This is a genomic window from Bordetella genomosp. 13, assembly GCF_007679965.1.
Classification (GTDB): Bacteria; Pseudomonadota; Gammaproteobacteria; order Burkholderiales; family Burkholderiaceae_B; genus Bordetella.
In genome coordinates, this window is the sequence record NZ_VEHL01000001.1 from 1,114,862 (window position 1) to 1,127,414 (window position 12,553).

At 66.7% G+C, this 12,553-nt stretch carries 16 protein-coding genes; 9 read left to right on the forward strand and 7 right to left on the reverse strand.

The window, feature by feature from the left end:
* The first annotated feature begins 201 nt into the window (after positions 1–201).
* Positions 202–789, forward strand: a complete 588-nt coding sequence (gene phaP, locus FS845_RS05120) for a TIGR01841 family phasin (protein ID WP_144631009.1) — start codon at positions 202–204, stop codon at positions 787–789.
* 178 nt (positions 790–967) lie between these two features.
* On the opposite strand, the gene FS845_RS05125 is transcribed toward phaP, so the two are convergent.
* The 5 genes from FS845_RS05125 to FS845_RS05150 form a co-directional block, all read right to left on the reverse strand.
* A complete protein-coding gene (locus tag FS845_RS05125) occupies positions 968–2,014 on the reverse strand; it encodes a quinone-dependent dihydroorotate dehydrogenase (RefSeq protein WP_144631010.1) in 1,047 nt (348 codons plus the stop codon).
* A gap of 108 nt (positions 2,015–2,122) precedes the next feature.
* Positions 2,123–2,848 carry an arginyltransferase gene (locus FS845_RS05130; protein WP_144631011.1) on the reverse strand — a complete coding sequence of 242 codons (726 nt, stop codon included), beginning with the start codon at positions 2,846–2,848 and terminating at the stop codon, positions 2,123–2,125.
* Between the two features lie 115 nt (positions 2,849–2,963).
* Entirely contained in the window at positions 2,964–3,725 is a 762-nt protein-coding gene (aat, locus tag FS845_RS05135) for a leucyl/phenylalanyl-tRNA--protein transferase (protein WP_144631012.1), read from the reverse strand.
* A 4-nt stretch (positions 3,726–3,729) separates the two neighbouring features.
* A complete protein-coding gene (locus tag FS845_RS05140; RefSeq protein ID WP_144631013.1) occupies positions 3,730–4,311 on the reverse strand; it encodes an NUDIX hydrolase in 582 nt (193 codons plus the stop codon).
* 251 nt (positions 4,312–4,562) lie between these two features.
* Entirely contained in the window at positions 4,563–5,153 is a 591-nt protein-coding gene (locus FS845_RS05150) for a DUF2946 family protein (RefSeq protein WP_144631333.1), read from the reverse strand.
* A gap of 201 nt (positions 5,154–5,354) precedes the next feature.
* Between FS845_RS05150 and FS845_RS05155 the strand changes: the two genes are divergently transcribed.
* Complete coding sequence (locus FS845_RS05155; RefSeq protein WP_144631015.1) at positions 5,355–5,732, forward strand: DUF427 domain-containing protein; 378 nt, start codon at positions 5,355–5,357, stop codon at positions 5,730–5,732.
* A 44-nt stretch (positions 5,733–5,776) separates the two neighbouring features.
* Here the strand turns inward: FS845_RS05155 and FS845_RS05160 are convergent, their stop codons facing one another.
* On the reverse strand, positions 5,777–6,607 hold the full coding sequence (locus FS845_RS05160; RefSeq protein WP_144631016.1) for a GntR family transcriptional regulator: 831 nt from the start codon (positions 6,605–6,607) through the stop codon (positions 5,777–5,779).
* Between the two features lie 164 nt (positions 6,608–6,771).
* Between FS845_RS05160 and FS845_RS05165 the strand changes: the two genes are divergently transcribed.
* Complete coding sequence (locus FS845_RS05165) at positions 6,772–7,476, forward strand: nitroreductase (RefSeq protein WP_144631017.1); 705 nt, start codon at positions 6,772–6,774, stop codon at positions 7,474–7,476.
* On the opposite strand, the gene FS845_RS05170 is transcribed toward FS845_RS05165, so the two are convergent.
* Positions 7,471–7,737, reverse strand: coding sequence for a hypothetical protein (locus tag FS845_RS05170; protein ID WP_144631018.1), 267 nt, complete (start codon positions 7,735–7,737; stop codon positions 7,471–7,473). The two genes, FS845_RS05165 and FS845_RS05170, sit on opposite strands and share 6 nt — an antisense overlap.
* Here FS845_RS05170 and FS845_RS05175 point away from each other — a divergent pair.
* From FS845_RS05175 to FS845_RS05200, 6 genes are all read left to right on the forward strand, one after another.
* Positions 7,728–8,519 carry an RNA polymerase sigma factor gene (locus FS845_RS05175; RefSeq protein WP_144631019.1) on the forward strand — a complete coding sequence of 264 codons (792 nt, stop codon included), beginning with the start codon at positions 7,728–7,730 and terminating at the stop codon, positions 8,517–8,519. The two genes, FS845_RS05170 and FS845_RS05175, sit on opposite strands and share 10 nt — an antisense overlap.
* A gap of 244 nt (positions 8,520–8,763) precedes the next feature.
* Positions 8,764–9,456, forward strand: a complete 693-nt coding sequence (locus FS845_RS05180) for a TonB C-terminal domain-containing protein (protein ID WP_260986156.1) — start codon at positions 8,764–8,766, stop codon at positions 9,454–9,456.
* A 30-nt stretch (positions 9,457–9,486) separates the two neighbouring features.
* On the forward strand, positions 9,487–10,002 hold the full coding sequence (locus FS845_RS05185) for an RNA polymerase sigma factor (RefSeq protein WP_144631020.1): 516 nt from the start codon (positions 9,487–9,489) through the stop codon (positions 10,000–10,002).
* Between the two features lie 150 nt (positions 10,003–10,152).
* Complete coding sequence (locus FS845_RS05190) at positions 10,153–11,145, forward strand: FecR family protein (protein WP_144631021.1); 993 nt, start codon at positions 10,153–10,155, stop codon at positions 11,143–11,145.
* A gap of 95 nt (positions 11,146–11,240) precedes the next feature.
* Entirely contained in the window at positions 11,241–11,855 is a 615-nt protein-coding gene (locus tag FS845_RS05195) for a transposase (RefSeq protein WP_144631022.1), read from the forward strand.
* 112 nt (positions 11,856–11,967) lie between these two features.
* Complete coding sequence (locus tag FS845_RS05200; RefSeq protein ID WP_144631023.1) at positions 11,968–12,480, forward strand: transposase; 513 nt, start codon at positions 11,968–11,970, stop codon at positions 12,478–12,480.
* Positions 12,481–12,553: the final 73 nt, after the last annotated feature.

Consider the following 12,553-nt stretch of genomic DNA (forward strand, 5'->3'; position numbering starts at 1 on the left):
TGAGGCGTCGCATAGATGAAAGTGTTTGTTGCGTCGCACAAGAACTGCTTGACTTGCAACATACTAAGTTTAGAATACGCTTTGTGCAGTGCAGCAAACGCGCCGGCGGGAGTTTCAAGGTACCAGTCCGCGCACGTTGAAAATTTCGTCGCAGACCCTCATTCATGAGCCGCCCAGCCGGCCATAACAGGAGATACCACCATGAACAACGCCATTCCGCAGCAAGTCCTGGCCCGCCAGAAGGCTTCCCTGAACACCCTGATCGCCGCGCAGACCGCCATGTTCAGCGGTTTCGAGAAACTGGTCGACCTGAACATGAAGGTTGTCAAGGCAACCATCGACGAAGTCGCCCTGAAGTCGCAGCAAGCCGCCGGCCTGACCGACCCGCAAGACGTCGCCGCCTTCGGCACCAGCCTGGTGCAGCCGGGCGCCGAGAAGGCCCTGGCCTACGGCAAGCACGTGTACGACATCGTCGCCGGCGTGCAGACCGAACTGGCCAAGCTGGCCGAAGAGCAGATCGCCGAAGGCCAGCAGCAAGTGGCCGAAGCCGTCGAGCAGCTGTCGAAGAACGCTCCGGCCGGTTCGGAAAGCGCCGTCGCCATGCTGAAGTCCTCGCTGGCCACCGCCAACAGCGCCTACGACTCGCTGACCAAGGCCGCCAAGCAAGCCGCCGAAGTCGCCGAATCCAACATGAATGCCGCCGCGAACGCCACGTTCAAGGCCGCCACCGATGCCGCTGAAGCCGCCGGCAAGGCTACCCGCACCGCCTCGCGTCGCGCCGCTGCGTAACAGGGCTGTCGTGTAGCCCCACTCTGTAGTACTGTTTAAGGACAGAGCAGAGCTGGAACTAGGGCCACCTTCGGGTGGCCTTTTTTTTATCCGGGTGTTTTATTCTGTCCCCATTATCGGTGACAGGACGCCGCGCGGCACGGTGCCCGCATTCCCGCAGTAGTCGGACAAGGCAGGATCAGCGCGTCGCGGCCAGCGCCCGCACGCATTCCTCCACCAGCGCCGGGCCGCGATAGATCAGGCCCGTATAGAGCTGCACGGCATCGGCGCCGGCGGCCATCTTCTCGCGGGCTTCCTTGCCCGACACGATGCCCCCCACGCCGATGATGGCCAGCGAGCGGCCGGCGCGCGCGCGCAGCCGTTCGATCACCTTCAGCGACAGTTCGTGCACCGGCGGGCCCGACAGGCCGCCGGTTTCCTGCGCGTGCGGCTGGCCCTGCACCGCGGCGCGCGACAGGGTGGTGTTGGTGGCGATGACGCCGTCCACGCCCAGCGCGGGCAGGGCATCGGCGATGGCGTCGATCTGGTCCTGTTCCAGGTCGGGCGCGATCTTCACCAGCATCGGCACGTGGCGGCCATGCTGGTCGGCCAGTTCGCGGCGCTTGTCGCGCAGGCGTGACAGCAGCGAGATCAGCTCGTCGCCGCCCTGCAGGGCGCGCAGGTTCTTGGTGTTGGGCGACGAGATATTGACCGTGACGTAGTCGGCGTGGGGATACACGCCGGCCAGGCCGATGAGATAGTCGTCGGCCGCGCGCTCGATAGGCGTATCGGCGTTCTTGCCGATGTTCAGGCCCAGCACGCCGCCGTCGCGGCGCCACTGGCTGCGCTGCACGTTGGCCAGGAAGGCCTCCAGGCCCAGGTTGTTGAAGCCCATGCGGTTGATCAGCGCCTGCGAGCGCGGCAGGCGGAAGATGCGCGGCTTGGGATTGCCTTGCTGCGCGCGCGGCGTGACCGTGCCGACCTCGATGAAGCCGAAGCCCAGGTTGGCCAGGGCATCGATGTGCGCGCCGTTCTTGTCCAGGCCTGCGGCCAGGCCCACCGGATTGGCCAGCTTCAGGCCCAGCAGCTCGATGGGCGCCTGGGGCTGCGTGTGCAGCAGCCGGCGCGTGGCCTGGCAATCGTAGGCGCGCTGCAGGTTGGCCAGCGTGACTTCGTGGGCGGTTTCCGCGTCCAGGGCGAACAGCGCCGCGCGGGCCAGGGGATAGGCTTGGAACAGGATCGACATGGGGCGGATTGTAGTGCAGTGCGCGCCGCGGCCGGCGTGCGCGTCGTGCGGGTCGTGTCGCGGACGACGGCGCGGACGCGGGCCCGCGCGGCGTCGGCACGCCGGTCGTCAGGCCGGCTGGTCCTGCCAGGTGCCGTCGACCAGCTTCTGCAGCGGCTGGAAGCTGGATTTGTACGCCATCTTGCGGCTGTCGCCGATCCAGTAGCCCAGGTACAGGAAGGGCAGTTCGAGCATGCGGCACTGCTCGATCTGCCACAGGATGCTGTAGGTGCCCAGGCTGCCGGGCGCTTCGGGATCGTAGAAGGTGTAGACCGAGGACAGCCCGTCGTCCAGCACGTCGATGATGGAGACCATGGCCAGCGTGCCGTCGGGCGTGCGGAACTCGACCAGCCGCGTGTTGACGCGCGTGGTCAGCAGGAACTGCGCGTACTGCGTGCGGCTGTCGTCGTCCATGCCGCCGCCGGGGTGGCGGCCCTGCTGGTAGCGCGTGTAGAGCTCGTAGTGCTCGGGCGACCAGGCCAGCTCGGCGACGAAGGCCCGCAGCGGCTGGTGGAAACGCCAGGCGCGCCGCTGGCTGCGGTTGGGCGTGAAGTTCGCGGTGTCCACGCGCACCGGCACGCAGGCGCGGCAGTGGTCGCAGTGGGGGCGATAGGTGAACAGGCCGCTGCGGCGAAAGCCCTGTTCGACCAGTTGGGAATACGTGCCTGCGTTGATCAGGTGGCCCGGCGCCGCGACCTGCGACCGCGCCTGCCGGCCGGGCAGGTAGCTGCACGGGTAGGGGGCCGTCGAGTAGAACTGCAGCGTGGAGAAGGGAAGTTCTTTGAGCTGGCTCATGGGGTCGCGCGCGAGTCGCTGCGAATCGGGGTTACGGGCGCGCGGGGCGAGGCGTGAAACGGATTCGCAAGTCCGAAACGGTAAAGCCCATTATGACCGATCTTGTCCGCCATGGTCAGGGCAGCAGCGTGGCGCGCGGCAGGGGCTGCAACTGGCCTTCGGCGTCCAGCACGCCGGGATGCCAGGGCAGGCCGGGGGCGGCCACCGCCTGGCGCACGTGCGCCAGGAAGGCGGCGCGGTCCACTGGGCGGGCGCCCAGGCTGGCCAGGTGGCGGGTCTCCTGCTGGCAGTCGATCCACGCCACGCCGTGGCGCTTCAGGAACCGCACCAGGTAGGCCAGCGCGATCTTCGAGGCATCGCTGGCGCGCGCGAACATCGATTCGCCGAAGAACATGCGGCCCAGGCTGACGCCGTACAGGCCGCCAGCCAGTTCGCCGTCGATCCAGGTCTCGATGCTGTGGGCGCGGCCCTCGGCGTGCCACATGCGGTAGACCTGCTGCATGGGTTCGACGATCCAGGTGCCGGCCAGGCCGCCGCGCGGCGCCGCGCATTGCCGCAGAACCTCCGCGAAGCAGGTGTCCACGCGCACCTCGACGGAGGGCCAGGGCTGCTGGGCCTCGGCGGCGATGCGGCGCAGGCGCTTGCGCAGCGAGTGCGAGGGCGCGAAGTCGTCGCAGGCCAGCACCATGCGCGGGTCAGGGCTCCACCACAGCACCGGTTCGCCCTCGGAGAACCAGGGGAAGATGCCGTTGCGATAGGCCTCTTCCAGCCTGACGGTGGACAGGTCCGCGCCGGCCGCCAGCAGGCCGGGCGGCTCTTTCAGCGCCCGCTCCGCGGGCGGCAGCGGCGTGTCGGGTTCCAGCCAGGGCAGCTTCAAGGCGTCAGCGGCGCGAGTCCAGCACGTAGTGATGAGTGGCGAAAGCCCCGCGCTTGCGGTCTTCCAGGTAGCGCTGCAGCGTGGTCGCCACCGTGCGGAACGACAGGTCGTCCCAGGGGATCTCCGATTCGTCGAAGTAGCGTGCCTCCAGGCTTTCGGGACCGGGATCCAGTTCGGGACCCAGGGCTTCGGCCAGATAGAAGAAATGCACCTGTTCGACCTGCGGCACGTCGATCACGGTATAGAGCTGTCCCAGCGCGATGCGCGCGCCGGATTCCTCCAGCGTCTCGCGCTCGGCGCCCTGGGCGGTGCTTTCGCCCAGCTCCATGAAGCCCGCCGGCAGCGTCCAGGTGTCGTAGCGCGGTTCGATGGCGCGGCGGCACAGCAGGATGCGGCCCTGCCAGGTCGGGACGGTGCCGACCACCATGCGCGGGTTCTGGTAATGGATCGCGCCGCAGTGGTCACAGAGGTCGCGTTCGCGGTTGTCGCCGTCCGGCACGCGCCGGGCGACCGGCGAGCCGCACTGGCTGCAGAAGTGGGCGCGGCGCGGGGCCGGAAAGTAGCTGGGGGGCTGTGGGACGCTCATGAGGACGATTCTACCGGCAGCGGCGGCCGGGACGGCAACACGGGTGTGCCGGCAGGGGCATGTCGATATGTGGCGTGGGCATATTCAGGACCGGCGCGTCGCCGCCGCAATAGGGCCAAGCAAGGCAACAGGGCAACAAGGCAACAAGGCAACAAGGCAACAAGGCAACAAGGCAACAAGGCAACAAGGCAACAAGGCAACAAGGCAACAGAGGTGCGCCGGGGCCTCATCGCCCAGCCTCGGTCATGCCGTCATGCCGACGGCATCGCGACGAAGCCCAGCCGTGCGGGGATCTCGGCGCGCGCGGCCTGGCGCAGCGGCACGCGCGGCGCCTGATCGGGCAGGCACACCTGCAGCGCGCCGTCCGGCTCCAGGTCTTCCAGCGCATCCAGCAGCGGCGTGCCGCCGTCGGTACGCAAGCCGGCCAGCAGCGTGCCCAGGTCGCGGTCCTCGATCATTCCGGGGCCCCGCTCGGTGGCGGCATACAGCCGGCCCGTATGGTCCAGCCACCAGCCGTCGACCGTGTCCACGTGCAGGCCGGTGTGCGTCTGCAGCCCGGCGCCCGATTCGGCCAGGCGCAGGATGTACGGCGCGGCGTCCAGCCGGACGTACACGCGCTGCGGGCCGTTCTGGAAATACCAGCGGCCTTGCGCGTCGCCCGCATAGTTGCGGTCCATGAACGCGAGGATCTGCGTGTTGGTGATGGCTTCGCCCGGCCCGCCCGCGGCAGCGTCGCCCTGCGGATGCAGCCGCCAGCGGCCGCGCTCGTCCAGCGACAGCCACCCGCACACCGCCGGCACGTCGGGCCAGCGGGCAATCGCGTCCTTCACGGCCTGGTCCATCAGGCCGCCCCACGCGCTTGGAAACGCTCGATGGAACATGGCATCCGCCCATTATAGGAAGCACGTTCGCGCACGGGTCGCCGCGAAACCGACGCTCACATCTGGCCGTCGCGGGTGGGCAGGGAGCGGCGGTAAGCTGAAGGCCCACCGCCCGCGCGCAGGTTCGCGCGACGCCCGCCATCCCGAATGCAGGAGCCCCACATGGCCGACAAGCCCGTCAAGATTCCCGGCGCCGATCATCCCATCAGCATCACGCCCAATACTGCGCGCGTGGTGGTGACGCTGGGCGGCAAGACCCTCGCCGACTCGCAGCGCGCGCTGACGCTGCGCGAGGCCGCGTATCCGCCCGTGCAGTACATTCCGCGCGAGGACGTGGACATGGCGCAGCTGCGGCGTACCGACCACGCCACCCACTGCCCGTACAAGGGCGATGCGGCCTACTACAGCGTGCCGGCGGGCGGGTCGCGTGCCGAGAACGCGGCCTGGTCGTACGAGACCCCGCATCCCGCCGTGGCGCAGATCGCCGGGCACCTGGCGTTCTATCCCGACCGCGTGGATGCCATCGAGGAAATCGCCTGACCGGGCGGCGCGCCAGGCGTGAATGCCCTATCGAGACTCGACAGCTAGGCCGGTTTCCAACCGCCCTGTGTCGTGTTCTGGCGCGCCAGCGCCATGCGGTATTTGTACCGCTGCGGGTGATACCAAGCCGTGATGTATTCCACCGGCTGGTCGTCCTGCGCATAGACCGTGCGTTCCACTTTCAGCAGCGGCGCGCCGGGCGCCACCTGCAGGGCGCGGCCCAGTTCGGGTGTGGCCGCTTCGGCCGTGATGGTTTGCACGGCCCGGCTTATGGAAATGCCGGCGCCCTCCAGCAGCGCCACCAGCGGCTGCGCCGTGATGTCGTGCCGTTCGTAGCGCCGTCCGACGACTTCGGGCACGTAGGTTTCCAGGTACGAGAACGGCGTGGCGTCCAGCTTGCGCACGCGGATGGCATGCTGCACCCGGGCGCCGCGCTGCAGGTTCAGCGCCTGGGCGGCCGTCTCGGGCGCGGGCACGTATCCAAACTCGAGCAGTTGCACATCGGTCTGCATGCCCATGACCAGGCTGCTGTCCACCATGGCTTCGATGCTCCCGACGATGCCGGTCTGCGTCGGGGCGTGTTCCAGCACTCGCGTACCCCGGCCTTTTTCGCGGCGCACCAGCGCGCGGGCGGTCAGTTCGTCGATGGCGCGGCGCACCGTGATGCGCGAGACCCCGAACTGGTTCTCCAGCTCGGCTTCGCTGGGCAGCATGCTGCCCGGTAAGAAGTCCCCGCGAAAAATCGCCTCACGCAGGCATAGGAAAAGCTGGTGGTACAGCGGCACGGGTAAAGCGGGGTCCACGCTCTTCATAGTCATTGAGTACAGCCGAACAAGAAGATCGAAAATTGTAACCAGGCCCGCGATGGTATACATGATTGAGCGCGGGGCCTATCCCTTTTTTGCCTTAGGCTGCGCTAAGGCCAGACGCCCGCTTTAGCACGGGTTTTCCCTGGGTTCAATGCGCGTTCATACAACACTATGCCGCATGGAGCGGCATGCTTGGGGGGTAGGGCACTCCTCGCTTCCGGAGACAGGCAATGGATTCATCAGCACGTTTCGATCCTCCGTCGTTGTCGTTGGCCGAGGCCATGCGCACACGGCGCTCGATACGCGCCTTCCTGCCCGACCCCGTGCCTCAGCCATTGATCGAACGCGTGCTCGAACTGGCCAGCCGCGCGCCCTCGGGCAACAACGCTCAGCCGTGGAAGGTGTACGTGATCACCGGCGCGGCCCGCCAGCGCTTCGCCGCCGCGCTGCGCCAGGCCTACGACGATCCCGACCAGAGCGCTTACCAGGGCGAATACGCCTACTACCCCAAGCAATGGATCGCGCCGTTCCAGGACCGCCGCCGCAAAGTGGGCTGGGACCTTTACGGGCTGCTGGGCATCACACGCGAAGACAAGGCGGGCATGCATGCCCAGCATGCCCGCAACTACGACTTCTTCGACGCGCCCGTGGGCCTGATGTTCACCATCAACCGCATCATGTCGCAGGGCAGCTGGCTGGACTACGGCATGTTCCTGCAGTCCGTCATGCTGTCCGCCCGGGCGCACGGCCTGGACACGTGCCCGCAGGCGGCCTTCGTGCCCTACCACGCCGTCGTGGCGCGGGAGCTGGGCCTGCCACCGGACGAAATGCTGGTGTGCGGGATGGCGCTGGGCTATGCCGATCCTGGCGCCATCGAGAATACGCTGCACAGCGAACGCGAGCCGGTCGAGGGGTTCGCCCGTTTTATCTCATAGAGAACGCCGGCCGGCCGAGGCGGCCGCGCGGGCGATGAAACGTGCGGCGTTTTTTTTCAAGGACGACCCAGGTCGTCCTTTTTCATTTCCCGGCAAAAAGCCGTTGCCAGGGTTTTCACTGATAAAACTACCGGGCTCGGTACTTCCGTCACAGAAAAGCGCCGATGACTTGATATCGCGGATTTCAGTTACTGATCCATAGATTTCAACCGTCACGATAATGACATTGTCAGTTTCTTTCGGTAACAAACGTGTCTTCAATCAGCTGTGCGGGTTTGTCCGGCGAGACTCGTCAAGGGGTGAACTCTCATCTTGCGCGACGCGGCTTTGCCGCGAGCTGCCCTGAAAACTGCGCGTCCGTTCTTGCCTCGACTTGTTTCCCAAGTCCGTGGAATTCGCCCAGGCTTCAGCCAAACAGCCACGCCCGCGGTTACCAGGTTGCCATGCCCGTGAAATCAGTCATGCGATATAAGAAAGTGGTCGGCCACGATTGCCATGGCGAATCGTACGACAGCCCTATGACATTTCCGCCGGTATCGGACATGTCCGATACCGCGATGGGATTGTGCGATTACATCGTTGCCAACTACGAGGTGCTGTTGCGCCGCATCACGCAATATGCGGGCTGCGCGCAACTGGCGGCGGACAGCCTGCACGACATCTGGGTGCGCCTGGCCGACCGGGGGTGCGCATCTTCGGGGCCCATCCTCAGCACCGAGGCCTACATCTATCGCATGGCATGTAATCGGGCCATCGACCTGGCGCGCGCCGAACGCGTGCATCAGGGCATGGGCTTCGACGACGTGCTGCTGGACGGCTTGCCGGACGGCGCGCCCGGCCCCGAGAAAATCGCCGAGTCCCGCTCCGAGGTACGGCGGTTGATCCGCGCCGTCGAACTGCTGCCGCCGCGGCGCCAGGCCATATTCATCGGCGTGCGGGTCGAAAATCTCTCGCGCCGCGAAGTGGCCGCGCGCCATGGGGTCACGCTGGCGTTGGTCTCCAAGGTCGTGCGCGATTCAAAACAATTATGTCCCGCATTTTGATCTTGCATTTTTTCTCGCGCGATTTTGCGATCTCTCAGGGGCTTCCCCCTGTCCCAATGGGGTGTCGTCGGTCTGTCATGTGGGCGACATAACCCGTCAGTAGGCTCCCTCCTCACAAACTTCAGTACTTTTCTTTGCGGCCGATCCGGTATGCTTCGCAGCCCTTTTTCCGGCCGCGGTGAATCGATGGTCGCGGCTGCCGGCGGCCTGCCATCTCTTCCTCCATGAAACCAGCGGATTGCGCGTGATTCAGTCGTTACTGGCGACATTCGTGGTGGGCGGGGCGTGCGGCATGCTGCCGGTGCTTGCAAAGGCGGCGGAAACGAATTCGGCCGGCCCGGCCGTCGCCGTGGCCAACACTGCCATCGAATTCGACATTCCCGCCCAGCCTCTGCAGTCGGCCATCGAGCAATACAGCGTCGCCACGGGCCGTTCGGTGGTGTACCTCGGAACCTTGGTCCTGGGGCGCACTTCCCGGTCCGTGCAGGGCAGCCATACCCCCGAAGCCGCGCTGGCGCTGCTGATCGAGGGCACGGGCCTGGCTGTCAGTCATACCACCGCCGAGGCATTCATTCTCATGCAGGCCGAATCCCGTTCTTCTCCCCGCCAGGACACCGCTGGCATCGCTCCGGCCTCGCCGGCCACGCGTACCTACTATGGCGTGGTGCAGGCCGACGTGCGCGACGTGTTGTGCCGTGACAGCCTGACCGCGCCGGGCGATTTCCGCGCGGCGATGCAGTTCTGGGTCGGTCCTGCGGGGCAGGTCTCGCAGGTGCGCCTGCTGGACACCACCGGCGACATCGCGCGCGATCAGGCCATCCTGCGCGCCATGCGCGGCATGGCCGTCGACCGTCCGCCGGCGGGGCTGGCGCAGCCCTTCACCATGCTGATCCTGCCGCGTTCGGCCGCCACCACGGTGGATTGCCATGCGCAGTGATGGCCGCGGCCCGCGCGCCAGGAGCCTTCCATGAGCGCCAGCAGCCTCAACACGCTGAAGAGCTTCCTGCTCAGCCGGTACGACGAGCTCAAGGGGCAGTTGACCCGCCGCCTGGGCAATTCCGACCTGGCGGGGGATGCGCTGCAGGACACCTGGATGCGGCTGCATTGCCGCGACGACGCCGAGGCCAGTATCGGTCCGGTGCAAAGCCCTGGCGCCTACCTGCTGCGCATGGCCTCGAACCTGGCCATCGACCACCAGCGCGCCAACAGCCGGGTGATGAGCCTGGGCGAGATCGACGCCTTGCTCGAAATCCCCGAACCCGCGCCCGGCCCCGAGGAGATCGCCCAGTTCCGGTCCGAGTGCGAGGACCTGGCCCGGGTCATGGACGGCATGCCGCAGCGCCGCCGGCAGATCCTGCTGGCCGCCCGCCTGGACGGCACGCCGCAATACGAGATCGCCGAGCGCCTGGGCATCTCGTTGCGCCTGGTCGAGCGCGAGCTGAAGAAAGCCCACGAGTACTGTGCCGAAAACCTAAAAAAATAGTAACGGCCGTGCGGCTTTCCTGTTCGAGACTCGTCCTACACTAAGCCGCCTACATTGACTCGCAATTCCGAGTGATGTCGGGGGGTATCGGAGAATCCCCTTTCACAATCCCGGCAAGCGGGGGCTTGCCTACGATAGAGCACAAGAATCATGAGGTTATTCGGCAATCGCTCGCCCGCGCTCGAGCCCCTCGAACGCGAGGCGCACGCCTGGGTCCGGCGGCTGACATCGGGCAATGCGACGCAGGCCGATGCACAGGCGCTGCAGCAGTGGCGCAGCCAGAGCGATGCGCATGCCGCGGCATTCCGCCACGCGCAAGAAGTGTGGCACAAGGTCGGCCGCGCCGGCCTGCTGGTCGCCCATCGCCAGCCCCTGCCCGCGCGCCGCGCCAGGGCGGGGACGCCCAATCCGCAACGCCGCGCCATGCTCGGCGGCGCGTTCGCCACCGCCGTCGTGGCGGCCGGCGTGGCGGTCGTGCATCCGCCCCTGGGGCTGTGGCCTTCGCTGGACGACCTGCGCGCCGACTACCACACGGGCACCGGCGAACGCCGCGCGGTCATGCTCGCCGACAACGTACGGGTCACGCTCAACACGCAGACCCGAATCGCCGTGCGAACCGACACCGGCGCGGCCAGCGGCATCGACCTGGTGGGCGGCGAGGCGGCGTTCGACGTCGCGCGCACCGATCGCAGCTTCACGGTGGTGGCCGGCAGCGGCCGCACGCTGGCGCAGGCGGCGGACGTGCGCTTCGAGGTCCGCAATACCGGGGGTTCCGTCTGCGTCACCTGCCTGGCGGGGCAGGTCCAGGTCGAATCCGCGGCGGGCAACCTGATGCTGCGGGCCAACCAGCAGGTGGTGTACGACAGCCGCCACATCGGCGTGGCGGTGGCGGTCGATTCGGCCACCGCCTCGGCGTGGCGGGACGGCGCGCTGGTGTTCCGCCAGACGCCCCTGAGCGAGGTCGTGGATGAAATCAACCGCTATCGTCCCGGCCGGGTCATCCTGATGAATGACGAGAAGGCCCGGTTGCCGCTCAGCGGGCGCTTCAGTCTCGACAATCTCGACCTGGTGCTGACGCAGATCCGCCAGGCATTCCAGGTGAAGGCCCGGACGCTGCCCGGCAACATATTAATTTTTACCTGACCTTCATTTTCCTGTACGGATTTTCATTCCGAATCTCGTCTTAGAGCGTTACCGCTCGCAAGGGTGCGGCGGCCTGGTTTCGTGAAGGCGGATTCGTGACGCGCAAGACCAATCTGGGATCCACCAGTCTGAAGAAGCGCCTGGGCGAGCTGGCCAAGTCGGCGTGGCAGTATCCCGTATCGATTTCCCGCTACGGTGCGCCCTGGGTGTGGATCGTCTCGCACGGCATGTGGATGAAGCGCATCGGCCTGTCGGGCACGGTTCCCGATCATCATCCGCTGCTCAAGCTGCGCGACCACGTCGACGAAGTCCTGTACCGGCACGCCGCGTTCCTCAAGCGCACCGCGGCGGCGGGCGGGGTAGGCCTGCTGCCCAACTACCTGATGCGCGCCATGGCGCTGCAGGCCGTCTACGGCATCGAAGACGCCGCCATGCTGCACGAACGCATCGGCTACAACCTGCTGTTCCGGCGCTTCGTCGGCCTGGAGGCCGACTATCCCGACCTCGATCCCTTCCTGCACGACCTGGCCGCGCTGCGCCGGGCCGAGGGCGTCATCACCCTGCTCGAGCACGCGCTGGTCCACGGGCCGCTGGCCGAGATCGCCAAGCATGCCGGCATTTCGGTCGACCTCGCGCTGCTGCGCACGTGGCGCGAGCAACCTGGTTCCATCGCGGCAGCGGAAAACGACAATCCAAAAGAACCAAGCTGAAAATCCGCATTTCAATGTGCGGTTTTCGCTAACGAATCTCGTCATAAAGCTCAGGCCATGAGCGGACGACCGCCCGGCACGTCGACAAGCCCCCAACCAAGGAGCGTGAGCGATGCAAGTAGCCAAAGTGGGCATGAAGGAACTGGACCGGCATTTGGGCAAGGTCATGGCGCACGCACAGCGCCAGCCCATCGCCGTATCGCGGCGCGGCGCGCCGTGGGTGTGGATCATTCCAGACCTCATCTGGGAACACCCCAATCCCTGGGCCAACCTGGTCCCCGAGGAACATCCGCTGCACGTGCTGCGCGAGCGCGTCGATGCGCAACTGCGCCAGCTGTCCGGCCTGATGCCCCGCGTGGCCGATGCCTGCGACTGCAGCCTGGCCGCCGATGTCCTGCTGCGCGTCATCGTGCTGCGCCAGGCCTATGGGGTGGACAGCGACAACTACCTGCGCGAGCTGCTCACCTACGACATGCTGTGCCGCTGGTTCGTGGGCCTGCCCCACGAAGGCGAGCGCGCCGACGAGGCGGTCCAGGCCGCCTGCCGCGTGGCGCGGCATCCCGGGCTGGTCCGCACCGTTGAAGGATTGCTGGTGGGCATCCCGTTCGGCGCCATCCGCCATTAGATGTAAACGAAGTCCACAACATCATCCGAAACCGTGACATCTGCGCCTGAAAAGATGGGCGCCCCGATCGTCA